Source organism: Desulfitibacter alkalitolerans DSM 16504, assembly GCF_000620305.1.
In the GTDB taxonomy this organism is placed as follows: Bacteria; Bacillota; DSM-16504; order Desulfitibacterales; family Desulfitibacteraceae; genus Desulfitibacter; species Desulfitibacter alkalitolerans.
Genome location: NZ_JHVU01000018.1, coordinates 85,324 through 106,846, shown reverse-complemented (window position 1 = coordinate 106,846; position 21,523 = coordinate 85,324). Strand labels below are relative to the sequence as shown.

The window sequence follows — 21,523 nt, the reverse complement described above, 5'->3', positions numbered from 1 at the left end:
TCCCCCCAAGCTCAATGCTTTAGAATTAAACACTTTAGAATTTAACCCTTAGTTTTTGTCCAAAGGCAACAGCTAACAATACTGCCAAAATTACAACAGACCCCTTGGTAATATACTGGAAATAGTACTGAACATTTAACATTGTCAGTCCATTGTTCAGCATGCTTATTATCAAGGCACCAACGAAGGTTCCACTTGGGGTTGGTTCACCTTCCCCAAACATGGTGGTGCTTAAAAAGACAACTGCAATAACATCTAGTAGATATTCTTCACCAGCCAGGGGCTGGGCAGATCCAAGTCTGGAGGTTAGTATTATGGATGCTATGGCAACACTAAGCCCAGAGATTAAAAAGGTAATTAACCTGTATTTCTTGATATTAATTCCTGCATAAAGTGCTGCAGTGGGGTTGCCGCCTATGGCATAGACACGTCTCCCCAGGGAGGTTTTGTTTAAAACAAAAATAGCAAGGGCTAAAAAGAAAAACATTAGTATTACTGGAAAAGGTATTGGACCGACAAAGCCCTGGCCTAGAAATGTAAATATTGCGGGCATATCCTGGGGATAAAAAATGGGATTGCCCTTAGTCAGCATCATCTTGATACCATAAGCTATTGACCCTACGGCAAAGGTAGCAATAAAGTCCGGCAGACCAATATATGCCGCTAAAAATCCGTTAATAAGACCTATTAATAAGCCGCAGGCAAGGGCTACCATTAAACCTAACAGCAGACTGCCTGTTCCTAAAAAGGTTAAGGCAAATAGCATTGTAACCAAACCACAAGCGCTGCCAATTGACATATCAAATCCCCCAGCCCCCATGACAAAGGTAAACCCCAGGGCAATAATTGTCAGCATGCTCATTTGTCTTAAGAGCATCAGCATATTGCTTGATGTAAGGAATCTTTCTGTTGTTAAAGAAAAGGCTATAAAAATTATTAGGGCACCTAGTACAGTCCCATATTTTCTGAAGAATTCTTTAATTTTACTTTTGTCTTTAATTATCAAAGGAATAACCATTAATATATCATCCTCCTAACATGGCAGCCATTATCTTTTCTTGCATTTTCTCTTCTTTTGAAATAAACTCCTTAACAATTCTGCCATCTCTTATTACCAGTATTCTGTCACAGATACCTAGCAGTTCAGGTAAATAGGAAGATAGTACAAGAGAAGATTTTCCCTGTTGGGCAAGTTTATCAAGAATAAGATAAATGTCCTCTTTAGCTTTAATATCTATACCTTTGGTTGGTTCATCAAATATTCCTATATTAAAATCTCCATCAAGCCATCTTGCTAGAATAACCTTTTGTTGGTTACCTCCACTTAACAGTTTTATAAGCTGGTTGGGGCCAGTAGTTTTAATTGATAAGGTTCCAATATATTGTTCTGTAATTTTTTTTTCTTCTTGCTTGTTTATTACACTCCATTTGCACCATTTCTTTAAATATGTGAGTGTAATGTTTTTCATGACACAATAATTGAGTATAAGACCTTGAGCCTGTCTTTCCTCAGGCACATAAGCCATTCCACAGGAAACTGCCTTCTGAGGGGTTGGAGATAACTCTTTATCATAAACCTTTATAGATCCTTTATGAATTCTGTCAATACCGAAAAGGGCATTTGCTATTTCACTTTTACCAGCACCAACAACACCTGCAATACCTAAAATTTCTCCTTTATAAAGTTTAAAACTTACATCACGAAGTTTATCGGTAAAAAGATGATTTACTTCCAGATAGACCTCATCAGCCCTGTAGCTCTGTTTTCTTGTATAATCACTATAGGTTTTATTCCCCAGCATCATTTTAATAATTTTTTCAGTAGTTGCGTCTTTTCTGTCAATTGTGCTAATTTTACTTCCATCTCTAAAAACTGTTATTCTATCAGATATTGCCAGGACTTCTTCAAGGTTATGGGAAATATAAATGATTCCTATTCCCTTCTTTTTTAATCCCTTTATTACTTCTAAAAGTCTAAGTCTCTCACTTTCTCCCAGAGAAGTGGTAGGCTCATCAAACACAATAACCTTGGGTTTATGAACAAGCACCTTACAAATTTCCACAATTCTTTCCATTGAGGCATTAAGCAGATGGGCAGGTTTACTTACGTCAAACTCAATACCCAGGTCTTTTAGTACTTTAATAGTTTCCCTTTTCATTTTACCTTTATCTACTAAAGGCAAGCCCATGGTTTTTGAATTATTTTCTGACCCTAGAAAGACATTTTCATAAACATTAAAAAAGGGCACCAAGTTAATTTCCTGGTGTACAGTCCTTATACCATGGGCCTCACTTTCCTTAACATTTTTAAAAACTGCAGGTGTACCGTCAACAGTAATTGAACCTTCACTGGGTGAATAAATACCTGATAATATTTTTATAAAGGTAGATTTGCCTGCTCCATTTTCACCAACCAAGGAATGGATTTCTCCAAATCTTAAATCAAAATCTATATTCCTAAGAACCCAGACTCCGTTGAATTCCTTGCCCACATTTTTTGCTTCAATAATGTTGTTGTTTTTTTCTAGAGTACTTAATGCAGACATTTTTCCTCCCGTATATTTTTTTTTGGTAGGCATGAAGTATATTTCAACCCCATGCCTACTCTATTAATTAGTACTTTCCAAAATCTTCAGAAGCTTTTATACAAAAACCTTACTGCTGGGGAATATTATCTTTAGTCACAAGGATTCCTGGAATATAAATATGTCTTTCTGGAATCTCATTGCCCTTTAATAATTCAAATACATTATCCACTACTGTTCTAGCAATTGTGTCAGGATCCTGGGCCATTGTTGCCTTAAAGGGGCTGTCTGGTAATGCCATTTCCTTATAAGCCTCTGGATCTCCATCAATTCCTACAATTACTATATGGTCCTGCAGCCCAGCTTCCCTGATGGCTTGTGCTGCTGCAAGTCCCACGCCATCAAAGGTTGCATATACTGCTGCAATATCTCCAGGGTTTGGATGAGCCTGTAAAATAGCCTCCATTTTAGCCTTGCCATCTGGGAAGAAATCGGGCCATGCATAAGTGAAGCCTGCTACTATTTTGATCTCAGGGTATGCCTTGATCACTTCATGCATTGCGTTTCTTCTGACGCGTATCATGGAACCAGCATCATTAAATATTTCCACTATATTCCCCTTGCCGCCTATCAATTCAACCATCTTTTCGGCTGCTGCTGTTCCCAGATGATTGTTGTCTGATTCAACAAACACGTCAACAAAATCTGCATCACCTGCATCCATTGAACCAATAATTATACCCTTTTCTTTAGCTTCAATTAATGCTGGAGCTACCTGGGTTATATCACCTTCTTGGATGATAATGGCATCAACACCCTGAACTATCATGTTTTCAATTGCTGCTAATCTACTTGGCACATCAGCAGTAACAGTTGCAATTACCTCTCCGCCATTTTTCTCAATCTGTTCAATCATTGCTTCCCTGCCAACCCTGGCAAAAAAGTTTGCTTGACCAAAATTATTAATGCCTACCTTAAAAACCCTTTCCTCAGCCTTTGGCTGCTCCTCCTTTGGCTTATCCCCTCCTCCACAACCAACTAACAGCAGCCCTATCAAGGAAATTACAACTATTAACCATAAAAAATTTTTCCTCATCTTTTTCATTCTTTTTCCTCCTCCAATGAATTAATGTACTGAACAAGTATTGTAACAAATTACTACAAGCACACGACTAGCAAACCCGATCTTCTTTTACTTAATATCACCTCCCTGCAAATCTCTTTTCTTAAATCTGCTTATCATTAACCTTCTACTATTGATTATCTGGATAGGGTACCTCTATGGTATGACTGCCACAGGGTTTTAAAAAAACGTGGACCTGTGACTTATCCAAAACATAGTTTAAGATATGGATGGCAGGTGTAAACCTTTCAAGATTAATAAGCAGGTTAGAACTATAGGCTCCTTCCTCATAACTAGCTTGAAGTATATCAGCCACTAAAAGGGTATGATCTCCTGCATCAAGGGAGTTAATCACTTTACACTCTAAATGGGCCTTACATTCTTGGATTCCAGGAGGACTAACTTTAACTGATGGCAGGACATTAAACCCTGCTCTTCTAAATTTATTTTCTCCTTCTTTAATTAAATAAGAGCATTCAACAAGCTTCTCTGCCAGCTCTAAACTGGGAACATTTACTACAAATTCTCCTGTCCTTTCAATGTTTACCAGGGAATTTTGTTTCTTAGGTTTATTTAATAAAGCCATAGCAACCCTTGGAGGCTTATGGGAAACAGGATTTATCCAGCTAAAGGGTGCTACATGTAGAGAACCATCCGTATTAATTGTGGTGCATAAAATAGGTCTGCTGGGCTGCAGTAAAAATACACTTTGGGCTAAATCTCCTTGGTCTATATTTTTTTTCATTTTAGATTTTTCACCCCTTGCTAGTAGCTATGATTTTAAAAGTTTGACATAACATATATGGTTAGATGCCATTTACCCATCCATCCTGGATTACTAAAACTCCATCAACAATAATTTCCCTTCCATCAGCTAACAGTGTTGGTTTTAACAACATCCCATCTATATGCAGGCTGGCTTCATTTCTTCCGCCAAAGCTAAAATTGCTCCCCAGGGCAGCGTGTACAGTCCCCTTCACCTTTTCATCTTCAAGGATGTTGCCGCTGAGGACTGCCCTGGGATTGGTGCCAATGCCAAGCTCTGCCACTATTTCTCCACCGGGGCCACTTTCTGCAAGTGTCTCTTTTAACCACTGGGCTTCCCTGCCGCCCTTTATACTGGTTACCCTGCCCCCATTTACACAAATCTCAATGGGTGAATCCAGCCTGCCCCAACCGGCCAGGGATTGCTCAAAAACCAGAATTCCCTGGGTTTCCTCTTCTATTGGAGCTATATAGGCTTCACCTCCAGGCAGGTTTCCTGATGAACCCCTTGCCAGGATGGTGCCCACATCAAGATGGCCTTTCCTCTTCTCAACGTTCATCTGCAGATTAGTTCCTGAGGGCGTTGTAATTTTTAGTTCTCTGGCTTTTGTGAGAACGTGTGCCACTAATTTAGTTTCTTCAGCCAGGACACCATAGTCCAGGTCAATGGAGCGCAAGAAGATTTCCCGTGTTATCATTGGCATGCTGGCAGCCCTGGCTCCACGTTGGGCAGCCATCTTTCTGGCCCTGGTATGGGATAAGGATTTGGATGTAACCATAAGAATCACATCAGCCAGGGACATGACTTCAGCTGCCAGCTCCGGCGGCTCCTCACCATGGTTTTTGCGTGGAGAAAACTGCAGGACCACGCTGTCATGCTTTAAAAGCCCGGCAGCCCCAGTCAGTGCCTTTACAATATCTGGTTCCCAACCATCATTTACAATCAGCACCTTTTCCCCTGGAGAAACTCCCATGCACTTTGCAAGGACAATTTGTGCTGCTTCAAGCAAATCCTCACTTACAGACAATTTATCCACACTCCTACCCCCCTGCTAGAAAGGGCAAAAATGATACTGTATCCCCATCCTTTAGTACTGTTTCATATTTGTTCAGATAATGAATGTTGGAACCATTTACAATGATTAGAAATGGCATTTCACAATCTTCCTGGCATGGTTCTGGGGCTTTTTCCCCCCAGATTATTTCTAAAAGATCTTTAACTGTTGAGCCTTCTGCTATTGATAATACCTTCTGGGGATCCTTAAAAAATTTGCTGGTTCCGCCCACATATCTAAGGTTAATTGCGGCCATTACCTCTGCACCCTTCCTGATCCATCACCAGACAAGAGATTTTCAACTTCCTCCAGGGTAATCAGGTTAAAGTCGCCAGGTATGGTATGCTTTAAACAGGATGCTGCTGCTGCGAAATCCACAGCCTTTTGACTGTCATAGCCTTTCAGCAGGGCATAGATCAATCCACCGGCAAAGGAGTCTCCTCCCCCTACCCTGTCTACAATGTGAATATTATACTTTTTGGAAAAGCAAAAATTCTTGCCGTCATACAACAGGGCAGACCAGCCATTGTCAGATGCCGAGAAGCTCTCTCTTAAGGTAATTGCCACCTTGCTTAAACCAAACTTTTCCCTTAGCTCCCTGGCCACATTACAGTAGCCCTCTTCATCTATCTGCCCGCTGGTTACATCGGATACCCCGGCCTTGATGCCGAAAACATTCTCAGTGTCTTCCTCATTGCCAATGGCAATATCAACATATTTAAAAATATTGCTCATTACTTCCCTGGCCTTTTCCTTTGACCATAGTTTTTTACGAAAATTTATGTCACAGCTGACTGTAAGCCCCATTTCCTTGGCCTTCTGCACTGCCTTTAGAGCAGCATCTGCAGCGGAATCGCTGATAGCTGGAGTGATTCCTGTCACATGGAATACTGCTGCTCCCTTAAATATTTCATCCCAGGGAAACTCCTCATAGCTAGCCCCGGCAATGGCCGAACCCTTTCTATCGTATATAACCTTGGAAGCCCTCTGGGATGCCCCTGCTTCCAGGTAGTAAAGACCCAGGCGGCTGCCTCCCTTGAGCATGTAGTCAGTTTTTATCCCATACTGGCGGCAGAAATTAATACAGGCCTGGCCCACAGGGCTGTCAGGGACCTTTGATACGAAATAGGCATCCATTCCAAAATTGGCCAAACTGGCAGCTACATTTGCTTCCCCGCCACAGTAAGTTACCTCAAATTCCCTGGCTTGAACAATCCTCTGAAAGCCAGGGGTGGCTAGTCTCATCATTATTTCACCAAAGGTTACAACCTTATCAGACATTTTCCTAATCCTCCTTTGGATATCTGTACTTTTTATTCCGGCAGGCGGTTTACTTCCCTTAACCCCTGGACCACCTGGTCTAACCCCAGTTTTGCCAGGGTTTCCTCCCTGGGCCAGCTGGTTTTCCTGTCCCAGCCATGCAGGTCATAATATTCATCAAGCATCTTGTCCAGAATCTCTCTGGTAATTACATTGTTGCCCTCAGCCCGGTCAACCAGGGCCTCGTTCATTAATCTCCAGGGGGCTGTATCCAGCTTCCTGTCTGCCCCTTCCCGTACATTAAAAGCTTTTTCTAGAGTGACTATTCTGCGCCCAGTTTCCATGATTTCTTCCTCTGTGACATGGGTCCCAAGGGTGGCACCAAACAGCCTTGCCATTAGTTCTGGGGTAACCCCATAGAGGGCAGTGGTAACAAAGGCACAGAAACCAAGGGAATCTGTAACTGCATAACAGTCTTCATGCCAGCGTACTATGTCTGCGCGCTTCTCCGGCAGATAGGGATTGGCGTATTTTTCATCCCCAGTTATTTTTTTAATTACGTCACGGCATTCCTGACTTAGACCAAATTCTGCAAAACATTCAGTATGCAGGTGATCTGCTCCCCTGGGATTTACTGCAAAGGCTAATGCATATGAAAAGGCAGAACGGGTATCCACCCTTGACTGCTCCAGTCCCTTTATCTCAACTGCCCACTTGTAGGAATCCTTACCTGCCTTCTCTGCAGCTTTTTTCACACCCATGGATAACAGATCTCCAAGCCCTTCCCTGAAGGCAATCTGCTCTACCAGTTTGACCATGGCTTCCTCATTGCCAAAGGTAAGCTCCATTCCTCCTGTATCCTCTTTGGTTAATACACCCTTTTCGTAGCACTCCATGGCCCATTGTATGACTCCGCCAACAGAAATGGTGTCCATGCCGTATATATTGCAGAGCTCATTGGCCTTTAAAATTGGTTCCAGGTTCCAGATGCCGCAGCCTCCACCCACAGCATTTACAGTCTCATATTCAGGTCCGCCGGCAAAGGAACCCTTATAGGGACCTTTTTCAACTTCGCTGTAGCGGTGACAGCCGATAATACAGCCGTTGCAGCCTACTTTACGTTTCAAGTAACCGGCTTCAGCCAGCTCAATTCCACCTATTTTTTCAGCTTCCTCATAAAAACCTCTTTTGAAATTGTCTACCGGCAAGCCTTTTAGCTCATTTAATGGAAGTACAGTCCCAGAGGTTCCATAGGCATGGAGTCCGGCTATTCCAGATTCTTTATACAAACCCTTAACACACTGCATGGCTGCTTCATTAAAGGCTTCAGGGTCGGCAAAGGAGATATGTCCGTCACCAGATACTGCTACAGCCTTTAGCTTTTTGGACCCCATGACTGCACCAGGACCACCCCTGGCAGCTGCATTATAGATGGAGCACATGATGCTGGCCATGTTAACCAGGTTTTCCCCGGCCTGACCTATACATGCTACCTCAAGCTTTTTAGCCAGCTTCTTTCTGAGCAGTTCTGTAGTCTGACGCACATCCTTGCCCCACAGCTCACTGGCATCCCTGATTTCTACTTTCTCATTAGTTATATAGAGATAGACAGGTGTTTCACTTGCACCATGGACTACCAGGTGATCATAGCCTGCAAACTTCAGTTCTGTACCCCAGTGGCCTCCCACATTTGTCTTTAAATACAGCCCAGTTGCCGGACTCTTGCAGGTAATAGTGGTACGCCCTGCAGAAGGTGCATTAGTTCCATTTAGTCTCCCGGGACCAAAAATCAGGGGGTTTTCAGGACCCAGAGGATCTATTCCCGGTCTTGTCAAATCCCACAACAGCCTGGCATTTAAGCCGCGGGAACCTATATATTTGCGGGCATCCTCAACACTAATACTTTCTTTCCAAACCTTCCCGGAAGTTAAATCAACATGGAGTATAGTTCCAGCCATTATCTTCCTCCTCCCTCTTAATTATCCAACTGGATGGCTCCAGGCAGCTCACATACCTTTACACATTGGGGATCCCCACTGCACAATTCACATTTCATGGGCTTAAGTGTATCATCATTCATAAAAATTGCCTCAAAGGGGCAGCTGCCAATGCACAGCTGGCAGCTGCTGCACTTTTCTTCGTCAAGGACTATTGCTCCCGTTACCGGGTTTCTTTCTAGAGCCGAAGCAGGACAGGTTTCTGCACAGGGAGCATCTTCACACTGGTGACAAACTATTGGCCTGGACAATTCAATTGCTTCGTCTTTATCAATCTTTATCCGTGAAAATTTGTAGCTGCCAACCCTATGGTTTACCATGGAGCAGGCAAACATGCAGGCCTTGCAGCCGGTACATTTTTCATGTTCCACCTTAATCTTCAATATTTATTCCCCCTTTTTTAAGCAGTCAGCTTGCCAATAATTCCCAATTGCCTATTTGGCATCATGCCGCTAACATCATACCGCTGCCCTTTATTTACTTAAGAATAGAAGTATATTCTCTGGCAAGAGCAGTTAGCTCTACCCAGTTCCCTTCTTCAATAAGCTTCTTATTAACCAGTTCTCCGCCTATGCCAAAGGAACAGGCTCCTGCCTTTAGAAACTCGCCAATGTTATCCAGCCCCACTCCACCTGTGGGCATCAAGGAAATATGGTCCAGGGGACCTTTTAGAGCTTTAATATAACCGGGGCCCATGGGCATGGCCGGAAAAACCTTGACAATATCTGCACCAGCCTCATGAGCAGCCACCACCTCACTTGCTGTAAAGGCTCCGGGAAAAACTGGAATATGATTTCCATCACAAAATCTTACAAGTTCTGAATTAAGATTTGGTGTGACTATAAACTGGCCTCCTGCCCCTATTACATCCTGGACGCCCTGGATGGTAAGTACTGTACCTGCACCAACTGCCAGTTCATCTGAGTACTTTTCTTGTAAAAGTTTAATCATTTTCAATGCTCCAGGTGTATTAAGGGTTACCTCCAAAATACTTATTCCCCCATTAAGCAGAGCTTCTGTCAGGTTTTCAACGTGTTCTTCCTTTACACCGCGTAAAATTGCCACAATCTTCTTTTCTTTAACCAGACTTACCAGGGCCTGCCTTTCCTTTAAGCTTGCCACCTGCAAACACCACCTTTGTTTAACTATCCTGCTTAAAATCTAATCTAAATCCTGTTGCCCTTGACCCTTTCTAAAAAGGGTCTATAGATAGGCTGGTCCTTAAACCTTTCCTGTTCTGCCAGGCCACCAGCCTGCAGAATCAGCCCCAATTCCACAGCCCTGCGTCCCAGGTTCCTGGAAGCTCTAATTGCAACCTGCAGATCAAGGTCAGCTTCACTTTCCCGTTCACGAAGGGCCTTTCTAGAATTATCATTATACGTCCAACCACCAACGCCAATATATGCCTCCCACATATCTCCTGCCACGGGAATACACTGCATTATAACAGCATGGTTGATTATATCCGTGATTGTATGCTCCTGTCCTGAAAAAATATGAGCTCCCTGGGCAATGGCTCCAATTACTTTGAGACTCTTGGGCAGCTTGGCCTCCTCTGTAAAAAGGTGCTGGTACCTGCCGAAGGTGCTGTTGCCCAACCTGTCGATAAATGCTTTTACCTGGGCAGGCATCCCCATATGATAAACTGGAACAGAATAAATAACCACATCTGCTTCAATCCACATTTCCCTTAGTTCCTGGAAATCATCCCTAATTATACATTCCCCCTGCTTGTCACCACATTTGAAGCAGGAAATACAGCCAGCCATTCTCTTGCCCGTAAAGGAGTAAATGCTGGTCTCTACCCCTGTATCAACCTGTGCAGCCTCGTCCATTGCTTTTTCCAGTAAAAACAAACTGTTGCCCTTTCTAGGACTACCGTTGATTCCCAACACTTTGATCATTGCTAAACCCTCCCCTTGTGCAGCAGTCATCGAAAAATTTCCAATTACCCACTTGACATCATACCCGCTGCTCTTTCTGGCATCTTATAAATCTATAACCACCCTTCTAATCCTTTCCATGGCTTCAATAATCTTGTCTTCTGAATTTGCACAGGATAATCTCAAATAACCTTCTCCAGCCTTGCCAAAGCCAGTGCCTGGAATAGTCACTACCCTGCCCCTGGTTAAAAACAGGTGGGCTGCTTCAGCGGAGCTCATTCCTAAATCCTTTATGCTGGGGAAAAGGTAAATGGTGCCCTGGGGCTCAGCACAAGACATTCCGGGAATTTCCCTGATGGCATCAAGGATAAGCCTGGTACGCTTTGCATAAGACTCCCTTGCCATGTGGACAAAATCTTGAGGCCCTGTTGCTGCAGCCAGGGCTGCATGCTGGCCCATGGAGCTCACGCAGGCTACTACATTTTCCTGTAATCTTACCATGCTGCTTATGATGTCTTCATTGGCAATGGCATAACCTACCCGCCATCCAGTCATGGCATAGGTTTTTGAAAAGCTATTTATGGTAATAACCCGCTCGGCCATTCCCGGCAGGGATGCCAGGGAAACATGTTCTGTATCCCCAAAAACTAACCTGTCATAGACCTCATCTGAATAAACAAGGAGGTCATACTTCTTTATCACTTGAGCAACAGCCTGCAGCTCCTCCCTGGTCATTACCCCACCTGTAGGATTGTTAGGTGTATTAATTAAAATGGCCCTGGTCTTAGAACTAATATGCTTTTCCAGGTCTGCTGCCTGCAGTCGAAAGCCATTTTCCTCTTTTACTTCAACAGGTACTGGAACAGCCCCGACCAATCTTATTTGAGAAAAATGGTTGGGCCAGGCGGGATCCTGCACAAGCACCTCATCACCAGGATTAAGGGTTGCTGCCATTCCCAGATACAGGGCGCCCATGGCTCCTGCAGTAATAACCACTTCCTTGTCAGGCTCACATTTGATGCCATAATCTCTTTCAGCTACTTCAGCTATGGCTGTCCTAACATGGAGGTAGCCAGCGTTGGCAGTATAATGGGTAGCTCCCTCCCTGGCAGCCTTAAAAGCTGCCTCAGTTACATGGGGAGGTGTATCGAAGTCAGGCTCACCAATACCAAGACTTATTACATCCTCCATGGCAGCTGCAATATTGAACATTTTTCTAATCTCTGATTGGGATAAGTTCATGGCCTTTTCAGATATGAACCGTTTCATACAAGAGTCAACACCTTTCTGATAAATCCCTTTTAATTTTTGTTCCTATTTTATGCTGCTTGCTTTATACATACTGCCTGCTTGCCAGTTCAGGGCTGCCCTCAGATGGGAGTTCACCGGCTGCCTTGATCTTTAAACGTACAGCGTCTACAGGCAGATAGGCTACAGGGAATTCCTCAACGTCAAGGATTTCAACAGTCCTGCTGTCTGCCCCGGCCCTTACAGCTTCGGCTATAGCCTGACCTTTTGCTTCCCTCATGACCTGTTCTCTGGTTTTTGACCTCAGGGACCAGATTTTATCAACCTCACCGCCCACCTTGGCTATTGCTGCACCAATGGCATTGGCAAATTCATAGTTTTTTGGTCTGATGACTTCAGAGGCACCTTTGAGGGTACTGTTGACCATTAGACTTCCCCCGCCAACCAGTATTACAGGGAGTGGGTCATGACTAGTTTTAATCTTGTCAATGGCACCTTCAATAATTGAATTTACTTTTGCAAATACCTGCCTGATCACGCCTTCCTGTACAGGCACGGGCCTGCCCCCAGGATGTATCTTGTTCATATCAAGTATATTTGCAGCTATGGCTGCATCAGTTAAAGTCAAGGTGTCCCCTCCCCAGGTCTTACCCTGGGTGATGATGTTGTATCCCACACTTTCAGGGCCGATTTCAAGCTCCCCATGGCCCAATTTAACAATACTGCCGCCGCCAAGGCCCAGGGATATTAAATCAGGCATCCTGAAATTGGTCTCAACCTCTCCCAGGACCACTGACATGTATGACTCCCTGGGGTATCCATTCTGCAAAATCCCTATGTCCGTTGAGGTTCCGCCCACATCAATGACAATACAATCCTTTAAACCGCTCAAAAATGCTGCACCTCTAATACTATTGCTGGGACCAGAACAGATTGTTAATATGGAATACTTTTTTGCATATTCAATGGACATTAAAGTGCCGTCATTCTGACTGAAGTAGGTAGGTGCCTTAATATTCCTCAACCTCAATGCCTTTTCCAAGCCTTCAGCTATATTTTTGGCTACCATGGCAAGGGCTGCATTTAAGGCAGCTGAATTTTCCCTTTCCAGAAGTCCTATGCTGCCAACCTGGTGGGACAAGGTAATGGGAAAATCACGGCCTAGGACTTCTTCAGCCAGCCTGCCAATCTCCAGCTCCTGTTGGGCACATACTGGAGAAAATACACCACAGACTGCTATTGCTTCCAACCTCTGCCGCTTAATTTCCAGCAAGACCTTGCGGACCTGTTCCTCATTTATCTGGGAAATGGGCCGTCCATCAAATTCATAACCCCCGTCAACCAGGAACCAGTTGTTTCCTATGGCCTCCCTTAAATCTTCTGCCCAGGTAAAAAAGGGCTCTATTTCTGAAACAGACGGACTGCCAATGCGGATAAGACCTATCCTAGCCAGACCTTTCCTCTGTAAAATAGCGTTTCTGCTCTGGGTAGTCCCAATCATAACGTAATTAATCTGCTCAGAGCTTATGGTGCTTGCCTCAAGAACTGCCTCCATGGATTGTACTATGCCGGTTTCCACATCAGGCGAGGTAGGGACCTTAACAGACCCCAGCAAACTGCCTCTACCCCTGGTAAAATCAAGGATTACAGCATCTGTATGGGTGCCTCCCACATCAACTGCTAACCTTATTGTCATCCCTGTGCACCTCCCTTTTCCAGAAAGCCTTTGTTTGCTCTTTGGATAGCCCTGAATTTTTCCAGGACCTCTAATGGGATATAATCAATGTCATAGCCAAACTTCCGAGGCCCCCATACCTGCAGTGCACTTTCTGTCCTCATTATTTCGGGGGTAGGAATACCAATTACAGTTACCCTGTAGCCATACTTCAGCTGCTCAATGGAAAGGGGAAAACCTGTTTCTGCATCAAGATAGGTAATAATGTCCGGCACCAGGGCAGCAGTTTCATTATCTACCAGGGCAATAATGTTTTCATTTTGAAATTCTATTATACATTCACTGCCAGAAAAATCCTTAATCCCCCGGATAACTGCCCTTCCCCGCAGGTAGCTGTTGTTTAATCTCCGTTCAATATCAGTAATTTTACCCTGAAAGAGTTTAATGGCCCTGCCATAGGTGGAATTGCTTGTAACCTGGGAAATAGCCTCAAAGGTATCACCCTTTTCCTGTATTGCCTTACGTATAGCTGTGCCAAGCTTTAGTCCAAAGGAAACAGTTCCAGTAATGGCGGTTTCCTTCATCTGCTCCCCTGTCATCACATAACCAGCCATATTGCCTATGCCGCCTGTAGAGGCAAGAAGGCTCCTGGCAATTTCCGCTAGTCTGTAGTTATCTTTTACCTTCAGTAAAATATAATCATCCTGTTCAGTATTAATGACCATTGGCGAACCACTAATGCCGTATACATGGAAACTGCTCATCTGGTGTTCGGGCAGGGCTCTTCCCATTCCATCACTATCTATTACAGGAATGCCTGCCCTGGCAGCAACCATAAAGGGAATTATGGCATTTAAACCCCCTGCCTCTGCCGGCATGGTAGCAAAGGCCTTGCTCCGCAAATAATTTTCCAGCATTTTTAATGCACCATAGGCCTCTTTGCCATTTAATAGCTTTTCCTGGAGAACCGTAGTGGCCCCCATGAAGGCAGTAGGTATTATCAAGGCCTCATCAGGCACCATAAAAGGCTGCAGCAGCTGGACTGGTCCGAATTTTTGGATTATTTTCTGGGCAAGAAGCCTGGTTATGTAAGGATCTCCTCCTCCCCCAGCTCCTAACACCGTGGCCCCAAGGGCCAAATCTTCTATGTCTTTATGATTAATATACATATCTATCTCCTCTCGCGGTTAATTAATACATTTGCAAAAACTTTGCCATACTCTAAAAGTTCTGAAAATAAATAAAAAACCGCAGGAAAGTTGATAAATTACTAAATTTTTCTCGCGGTTTTTCTCAATATGAGAAATTTAAAAAGCCTCATATTAAATCTTTTTCAATTTCCTATAAAGGGTGGCAACACTAATTCCCAGGGCTTTTGCAGCTTCTCTTTTTCCCCTTGTGCAGTGGCCGTATTTTTCAAGGGCTGCAATAATTTGATTGCTTTCCATATCCTTAACCTTTAATAAAGCTGCATCCTGGTCTGGCTCATATGCCTGGCAGATGCCTTCTCCAGGCAAGTTTTTTTGCTCAAGGCTTCCAAGGAGATAGGGAGGCAGGCTGTCCATGTCAAACATGGCACTTTGTTCAGGCAGGTTAACCATATACTCTATAACGTTTTCAAGTTCCCGTACATTTCCAGGCCAGGAGTGTTTGAAAAATTGATTTAGCACCTTGGCCGAAAACCTTTTGCTGGGTTTGCCTGCAAGGACAGTATGCTTTTTTAAGAAATACTCCAGGAGTGCGTATATATCTTCCTTCCTCTCCCGTAAAGGCGGAATATACAAGGGCAGTACATTGAGACGGTAATACAAGTCATCCCTGAATTTGTTATCAGCCACCAGCCTGCGCAGGTCCTTGTGGGTGGCAGCAATAATACGCACATCTACTGGTATCTGCCTGGTTCCTCCCACCCTTTCTATCTTTTTCTCCTGCAGCACCCGCAAGAGCTTGGCCTGTAAAAACATGGGCATGTCACCAATTTCATCAAGAAATACCGTACCCCCTGAAGCTATCTCAAACCTTCCTGGCTTTCCTCCCTTGACCGCACCTGTAAAGGAACCCTCTTCATATCCAAAGAGCTCACTTTCCAAAAGATTTTCCGGAATAGCAGCACAGTTCACCGGCATGAAAGGTTTATCCTTTCTTGGACTAGCTGCATGCAGGGCCTGGGCAAATAACTCCTTGCCTGTACCTGTCTCCCCTTGAATTAAAATAGTTGAATCCCCCAGGGCAAAGGCCTTTCCTTTCTTCTTTAACTGTTCAAGCTTTTCCCCTGGACCTATAATGTCATTAAAGGTGTAAAGAGCATGATAGGATTTTTTGCCTGTCTCATTTACAACACCCATCTGCTGCTTTAAATAGAGGATGTTCACCTTTACCTCGCCTTGTGCAATTACCTGTTCAAGCCTGCAGACGCAAAACAGGTTTCTATCCCTGGTGGGAATTGGCAGGATTTCCTCCACAATCCCCTTGAGCTGCTGTCCCATTTCTTTAGCCAGAAAGGAATCTGGAAACAGCTCAAGAAAGGACCTGGTCTGAAAATCTTCCTTTAACCCAAGAATATCTTTAGCCTTATCAGTTCCATAGAGGATGTTAGTGCTGGTATCCAGGATAAGTATTCCTTCACTGCTAAGCTCTAGTGCTTTTGATAAATACTTGCTATCAAGGCCCACACTAAATCCTCCCCTTGGCTTTTCTCATTTTGAGAAATGATTATCATTTTTCTCATTCATTTTACCATATATTCAGAAAAATTGCAGATTATTTTAATAAAGAAAACCGGGCAAAGTGGACGATGAAAAATGGTATTTTTCGATTGTTGACGTTGTTGCCGTTCTGACAGACAGCGAAAACCCGCAAACATACTGGCGCGTATTAAAAAAACGCTTACTTGATGAAGGAAATGAAACCGTTACAAATTGTAACGCTTTGAAAATGAAAGCGGCTGATGGAAAAATGCGCTTGACCGATGTCGCCGACACCGAACAGCTTTTGAGGCTTATTCAGTCAATCCCAAGCAAAAAAGCCGAGCCGTTTAAAATATGGCTGGCTCGTGTGGGCTTGCAAGCAAATAAAAACCCCGGAGCATAATAGCACCGAGTGAGGGTACAAAAGCATATAACATTAACGGAATCGAACATTATGAATCTTGTGATGTACTGAACCGTCTACAATACATATTTGATATTGTGAGTTTTAGGTTATAAAATTCTAAGAAAAACTCGGTAATATATTAGGAAACTTTATTTTTTAACCGTCTAATAATTCTGCTATTGTTAGTATCTGAATTTTTGGAAAATGTCCATATTGCGAGTTATAATAGCCTGCTGCATATGCAAAATCTAACATTGGTTTTGTAGGAGTTTTTAAGGTCAATAAGACGCCTATGTCAGCGCATGCGCTTTCAATTACTCCAAGTAAATCGCGAACATGGGAGACATTTACGTGTCCACTTTTTACCTGGACAATAATCTTCTTTGCTTTTCCAGAGGAATCGTCACAAAAATAAATATATCCATCTATTCCTTTGTCTGTCCCTTTCTTTTTCTCATTAGCTGACCTTGCGTATACTTAGTTAGAGCCCACCATTGGAATTGATATCTATCGGCTTTAGCTAAAGCCACGGCACTATGTATGTCTTTAGGATCACCGAATACTTCATAGGGGGTATGTCGGTCCCCAAAGAATTGCTTAAGTCTACTAGCCATAAGATTTATTGCTAGATGTGTTATATCAATACCAATCCATTTACGGTTTAATTGTTCTGATGCTGCAACAGTTGTACCGCAACCACAAAAAGGATCTAACACCAAATCTCCTTCAGCGCTACTTGATTCAATTATGCGCTTTAAGAGAGATACTGGTTTTTGAGTTGGGTATCCTAGTTTTTCAGGATCAGTTGGGCTACATATAGATATACACAAAATATTGATATTAGCACTCTTCATTCTGTTTCAGCCTGGGAAAGAATTAGGTAGATATTTTAAAAATTCTTCAAGGTCTATACCTGCTTGTTCCAGAATACTTTTTAAAGTGCCTTTTGCTACTTCATCATGCATAGGTATAATTACAATTCTGGTTTGATTACCTAACTTTTTGAATTTTACATGGCTGCCTTTTTGTGAAACTTTTTCAAAACCAAGTTTGGTCAGCACTTTAATAATTTGATGTGGTGTAAGAACAGGATATTTGGAACCCATTACAGCGCAAGCTCCATAGTTGTAATAAAAGTAGGGGTATTTACAACCTCAGGAGGTGCATCTTCATAGTATAGCTCTAATGCTTCCCTTAAGTTATCTATAGATTCTTCAATTGTATTACCCTGAGACGCAACACTATTTTCTATACATTTAGCAATATACCAATTTTCTTCTTTCTGTACAACGACTGTGACTTTTATACTCATTTGAAATCACCTCATTAATAGGAAGAATTGATATTAAGTAAATCTATATAATTATTATAACACATTTCAATCTGGTATAATCAAGCAAATATAAGAGGTCAGGGTCATTTATTGAATATCATATACCAGGAAAAGTTTGATGATATAATTCATCTAATTAATCAATAGAACCAGTTTAATCTATTTATAATTTGCTGCTGATTCAAGCATCCAACCTCCGGGTGTAATTAACTTTAATTATATTATTGCCAATAATATAATTAGTATTAGGCCCACATGGCTGTTACCTGTGCTTTTAATAAAATTTTCAAAGGGAGGTTTGTTGTGTATCTAAAAACTTGCAATGCAGGGACAGGTGTAGCTTCTTTATCTCTAGATGCTTTAGTAGAAATAGAAATGATAGCAAGGAAGTAATTAAGAAATATATAGTAAAAAATTTCTCAGGAGGTGGATAAATGCATAAAAATTATGAGCCCCTCGGCAAACATCTTCGGCTTGTAGACACCCGAAACTCTGATATGGTGACTGAGCGACTGCCGGGGATAAACATGGACAAATATTTTATGCCATCAGTGGTGCCGCGAAGCGGCATGGGTGTCTGATAGTGTAAGAAAAAGAGCCATATGGCTCTTTATATTCCCAATTCTTCTTCTCTTTCTTGAATAATTTCCAGGAGCTTTTTATGGACGTGTTCAGGTAACGGCTCTGGCTTGTGGGTTTCTAGTATCTCCCTTGCCTTTTCATCACAGGTGGTGGCTAGGTCCTTTGCACCCCGCTCAACCCAGAACTGGCGCATCCTGCGGTCCATGAGCCTGGTTTCAGATAGCTTTCTCATATGCTTTACAGTATGTTCCTCGGAAAGGAAGTGCCCACGTGCACCTACACTCTTGATCACATCCACCGCCAGGGTCTCGTCATTTACCGGAATTCCCTCTAGTACCTTTCTGGTCATGGCAATAATCTCATTATCCATGACTAGTTGGCCAAAGCTCATGGTAATGCCCATCTCCAACATACCCCCGCCGTAAATCATATTGGCCCCTGCCAATGCCGGCAAAAGGGTTGTCAAGGTTTTTTCATGACCGGATTGTGCATCGGAAAGTTTGCTGTCACCCTAGGAACCGGCCACATAGCTGGGCAGCAGATAAAACTGGGCCAGCTTGGCCACAGCCGCACTTATGAGTCCAAGCTCTGGACATCCCACAGTGGCTGTACTTAGCTTCAAGTCAATCATGGAGGTGGAACTGCCATACATTACAGGTGCTCCCTTTCTTGTTAGCTGGGCCAGGACAATGCCTCCCAGCACTTCAGCATTATGGGTTACCAGGGTTCCTGCTAGAGTCACAGGGGAAGTAGCACCTGCCAGGGCCATTGATAAAATGTTTTGCGGTAAATTGGCCCTTGCATATTCAATAATAGGGTCAGCACAACCTTCGGAAATTGTCAAGGGACTCTGGGGACAGGTGCACCCGGAAACTATTGGCCTGTCCTTGAGCTTTTCTTTGCCTCCAGCTACAGCTGCCGCCATTTCTATCAGCAGCTGTGCTGAACGTTTATCATGACAGGGCTGGGGTACATGCTTTGTAGTATTTGCCACGGTAACTTCATAGTTATGGAGGCTTTCCATTTCTGGATGTACATCCCTGGGAGCAACAGTATTCTCCAGCATATCATATTGATCCAGGGCATCTACTAGCCTAGCCACATTGCCCTTGTCCTCTTTGGTAGATTTTCGATACTCCCCAGTATAGGGATCTATAACCATGATGCCTTCCCCAAAGGGGCAGAAGTTAACTCTACCACTTTCCAAAACAATATCGTGCTTGGGATTTCGTCCAGCCAGGAATACCTTCTTGGGAGCAGAGACAATGGCATCCTCCACAACATGGGCTGGGATTTTAACTATCTTGTTTTTCCTGTCAACAATACATCCTCCACCTTCATATATATCCATGGCATCATTGCTCTGGACATATAAGCCGGCATACTCTAGAACTTCTAATGTGGCATCATGAATCATTTCCAAATCCTCATGACTGAAAAGCATCAAGCCGCAGCCAATAAAGGAATTTCTTCCCGCAAACAAGTTTCTTTTCATGTCCTCACCCTTTTTAAAATTTAGTGGGAAAATACTGATACTAGAATTTCACTTTATCTTAAACCAGTTTTTCTTTTAAACTGCTCTACTGAATTAATCTTAATACCAAGCACATTAGCAATACGGATCTTGGCCTCAAGACCCTTGGCTGCTCCCGGGCCTGGCATGGAATATCCTATATCCAATGCCTCACGTGTTTCTCTCATAACCAGACAGTCACTCAATTCTAGTGGCGCTACTCCTAATTTTTCTGCCACATAGCTTTTTGCTTCATCAATCCTCATGCCCCTGGCCAGCTGCATCCGTAAAACCAGATCTCCGGCAGTACGAATTCCGCCCATGCCAACGGCTACCTCTTGAGTAGCTTCATTTCCAAAGGGATCCCCCGAGCCTACCTACAAGCCATCAATCCTTCCAATTTCCACCATGGCCTTTACAGCCCGGGATACCGCATCAATTGGGGGAACCGGCGACATGGGTGTACCACCTACACCCATCCCCACATTGGCATGAACAGGAATATTTGCCGCTTCGGAACAGGCCTTTACAAAGGTTACTGCCCTGGCAATATTCCAGGGGAAAGACTGGTTGCAGTTGGTATTTACCACAGGGCCAAAAATACTGACCCCTGCCTTTTCTGCCAGCTCTACCTGCTTGTGAGGGTATAAACCGGCCAGGCGGGTTCCCTGGTACTCAAGCTGCCCATGCATACCCAGGATAAATTCTCCAGCCATGCCCATTTCTATCCCAAAATCTGGGTATTTTTTCTTGATGATTTCTATTGCCTTTAAAGCTGCTAGAACATCAGCATCACCTGATGCACCGCAGGTATCGAAATTCATTCCGTCAGCCCCTGCCGCATACATGCCATCTGCAATGTAAAGCATGTCTTTCACTGCAATTTCAACTGCCTCCTCCTGGGCAGCCCTGGCTTCATCTATCTTGGCCAGGGGCAGCAGCTCTGACCAGTTGTCTACAGGTCCGTCTGGCTTGGTGTATAATCCTAAATTGGGCATGGCACCATACAAAACGGGCATAATAGTATTTAACTGGACATTTTCCATTACCTTTGCTTCATCATGGAGAATAGCCTTTACTGCCTTGTAGCTGTAATCTATGTTTCCCAGATCCAAAGAATCGGCAGCAAGAACCTTTTCATGAACCTGGATAGCCGTGGCCCTGTCCATTGAAATGCCAGCCTGGTAAGTAATTTTAAAGGCACCTGAGTCAGATGAGGTAACTACCTCCTTGCCCCTGATAACACCTGTAACATTAACAGGAGAAGCAATTATTTCAAACAGATAGTCTAATTCTTCCCTGGTCAGCTCGGGAATCTTCCCACGCTCAGCTGCATCACGGGTTCCCTTTTGCAGATCATATTGGATGTCCTCGGGGCTCATATATATACCAGAGCCATCTCCCATTCTGGTAAAAATTTTGTCAGCCATCTTATCCCCCCTCATTTCCTTGTTTTTTTGTTGAATTGGTG

General features: G+C 43.5%; 19 protein-coding genes and 3 pseudogenes. 1 reads left to right on the top strand and 21 read right to left on the bottom strand.

Annotation, left to right across the window (positions count from 1 at the left end; translation table 11 throughout):
- Nucleotides 1–34: 34 nt before the first annotated feature.
- From K364_RS0100550 to K364_RS22305, 15 genes are all read right to left on the bottom strand, one after another.
- Nucleotides 35–1,018 (bottom strand): ABC transporter permease, encoded by a 984-nt coding sequence (locus K364_RS0100550; RefSeq protein ID WP_028306390.1) that lies wholly within the window; start codon nt 1,016–1,018, stop codon nt 35–37.
- A 7-nt stretch (nt 1,019–1,025) separates the two neighbouring features.
- The gene (locus K364_RS0100545; protein WP_051533706.1) at nt 1,026–2,546 is read right to left on the bottom strand and encodes a sugar ABC transporter ATP-binding protein; all 1,521 of its coding nucleotides are present in this window, start codon (nt 2,544–2,546) and stop codon (nt 1,026–1,028) included.
- A gap of 109 nt (nt 2,547–2,655) precedes the next feature.
- Nucleotides 2,656–3,630 carry a sugar ABC transporter substrate-binding protein gene (locus K364_RS0100540; protein ID WP_028306388.1) on the bottom strand — a complete coding sequence of 325 codons (975 nt, stop codon included), beginning with the start codon at nt 3,628–3,630 and terminating at the stop codon, nt 2,656–2,658.
- Between the two features lie 148 nt (nt 3,631–3,778).
- Nucleotides 3,779–4,393, bottom strand: coding sequence for a flavin reductase family protein (locus tag K364_RS0100535; protein ID WP_028306387.1), 615 nt, complete (start codon nt 4,391–4,393; stop codon nt 3,779–3,781).
- Between the two features lie 61 nt (nt 4,394–4,454).
- Nucleotides 4,455–5,450: an aminopeptidase gene (locus K364_RS0100530; RefSeq protein ID WP_051533705.1), complete on the bottom strand. Its 996-nt coding sequence runs from the start codon at nt 5,448–5,450 to the stop codon at nt 4,455–4,457.
- A 4-nt stretch (nt 5,451–5,454) separates the two neighbouring features.
- Nucleotides 5,455–5,724, bottom strand: coding sequence for a MoaD/ThiS family protein (locus K364_RS22335; protein ID WP_051533704.1), 270 nt, complete (start codon nt 5,722–5,724; stop codon nt 5,455–5,457).
- Nucleotides 5,724–6,749 carry a sugar kinase gene (locus K364_RS0100520; protein ID WP_028306385.1) on the bottom strand — a complete coding sequence of 342 codons (1,026 nt, stop codon included), beginning with the start codon at nt 6,747–6,749 and terminating at the stop codon, nt 5,724–5,726. Before K364_RS0100520 ends, K364_RS22335 begins: the two co-directional genes overlap by 1 nt.
- A gap of 32 nt (nt 6,750–6,781) precedes the next feature.
- Complete coding sequence (locus K364_RS22330; RefSeq protein ID WP_035267369.1) at nt 6,782–8,686, bottom strand: aldehyde ferredoxin oxidoreductase family protein; 1,905 nt, start codon at nt 8,684–8,686, stop codon at nt 6,782–6,784.
- Nucleotides 8,687–8,703: 17 nt separating this feature from the next.
- Complete coding sequence (locus tag K364_RS22325) at nt 8,704–9,108, bottom strand: 4Fe-4S dicluster domain-containing protein (protein WP_051533703.1); 405 nt, start codon at nt 9,106–9,108, stop codon at nt 8,704–8,706.
- 94 nt (nt 9,109–9,202) lie between these two features.
- A complete protein-coding gene (locus K364_RS0100505; RefSeq protein WP_035267366.1) occupies nt 9,203–9,847 on the bottom strand; it encodes a bifunctional 4-hydroxy-2-oxoglutarate aldolase/2-dehydro-3-deoxy-phosphogluconate aldolase in 645 nt (214 codons plus the stop codon).
- 44 nt (nt 9,848–9,891) lie between these two features.
- Nucleotides 9,892–10,629, bottom strand: a complete 738-nt coding sequence (locus tag K364_RS25335) for a flavodoxin family protein (protein ID WP_051533702.1) — start codon at nt 10,627–10,629, stop codon at nt 9,892–9,894.
- A gap of 84 nt (nt 10,630–10,713) precedes the next feature.
- Entirely contained in the window at nt 10,714–11,877 is a 1,164-nt protein-coding gene (locus K364_RS0100495) for a pyridoxal phosphate-dependent aminotransferase (RefSeq protein WP_028306383.1), read from the bottom strand.
- A gap of 64 nt (nt 11,878–11,941) precedes the next feature.
- Nucleotides 11,942–13,552, bottom strand: a complete 1,611-nt coding sequence (locus tag K364_RS22315) for a hydantoinase/oxoprolinase family protein (RefSeq protein WP_051533701.1) — start codon at nt 13,550–13,552, stop codon at nt 11,942–11,944.
- Nucleotides 13,549–14,700: an S-methyl thiohydantoin desulfurase family protein gene (locus K364_RS22310; RefSeq protein WP_051533700.1), complete on the bottom strand. Its 1,152-nt coding sequence runs from the start codon at nt 14,698–14,700 to the stop codon at nt 13,549–13,551. The genes K364_RS22315 and K364_RS22310 overlap by 4 nt, the downstream gene beginning before the upstream one ends.
- 153 nt (nt 14,701–14,853) lie before the next feature.
- Nucleotides 14,854–16,203: a sigma-54 interaction domain-containing protein gene (locus K364_RS22305; RefSeq protein WP_051533699.1), complete on the bottom strand. Its 1,350-nt coding sequence runs from the start codon at nt 16,201–16,203 to the stop codon at nt 14,854–14,856.
- Between the two features lie 115 nt (nt 16,204–16,318).
- Between K364_RS22305 and K364_RS22300 the strand changes: the two are divergent.
- Nucleotides 16,319–16,588 (top strand): annotated as a pseudogene (locus K364_RS22300) (BRO-N domain-containing protein); the annotation flags it as partial.
- 192 nt (nt 16,589–16,780) lie between these two features.
- Here K364_RS22300 and K364_RS27735 read toward each other — a convergent pair.
- The 6 genes and pseudogenes from K364_RS27735 to mtbB all read right to left on the bottom strand — a co-directional run bounded on the left by K364_RS27735 (nt 16,781) and on the right by mtbB (nt 21,482).
- Nucleotides 16,781–17,041, bottom strand: a complete 261-nt coding sequence (locus K364_RS27735) for a restriction endonuclease (RefSeq protein ID WP_242841627.1) — start codon at nt 17,039–17,041, stop codon at nt 16,781–16,783.
- Between the two features lie 8 nt (nt 17,042–17,049).
- Nucleotides 17,050–17,478, bottom strand: coding sequence for a DNA methyltransferase (locus K364_RS27025; RefSeq protein WP_028306382.1), 429 nt, complete (start codon nt 17,476–17,478; stop codon nt 17,050–17,052).
- A gap of 6 nt (nt 17,479–17,484) precedes the next feature.
- A complete protein-coding gene (locus tag K364_RS0100465; RefSeq protein ID WP_028306381.1) occupies nt 17,485–17,730 on the bottom strand; it encodes a type II toxin-antitoxin system HicA family toxin in 246 nt (81 codons plus the stop codon).
- A complete protein-coding gene (locus K364_RS0100460; protein ID WP_028306380.1) occupies nt 17,730–17,936 on the bottom strand; it encodes a type II toxin-antitoxin system HicB family antitoxin in 207 nt (68 codons plus the stop codon). The genes K364_RS0100465 and K364_RS0100460 overlap by 1 nt, the downstream gene beginning before the upstream one ends.
- Before the next feature lie 631 nt (nt 17,937–18,567).
- Nucleotides 18,568–19,956: pseudogene (gene mttB / locus K364_RS27145) on the bottom strand ([trimethylamine--corrinoid protein] Co-methyltransferase).
- Between the two features lie 131 nt (nt 19,957–20,087).
- A pseudogene (gene mtbB / locus K364_RS0100430) lies at nt 20,088–21,482 on the bottom strand ([dimethylamine--corrinoid protein] Co-methyltransferase).
- Between the last annotated feature and the right edge of the window lie 41 nt (nt 21,483–21,523).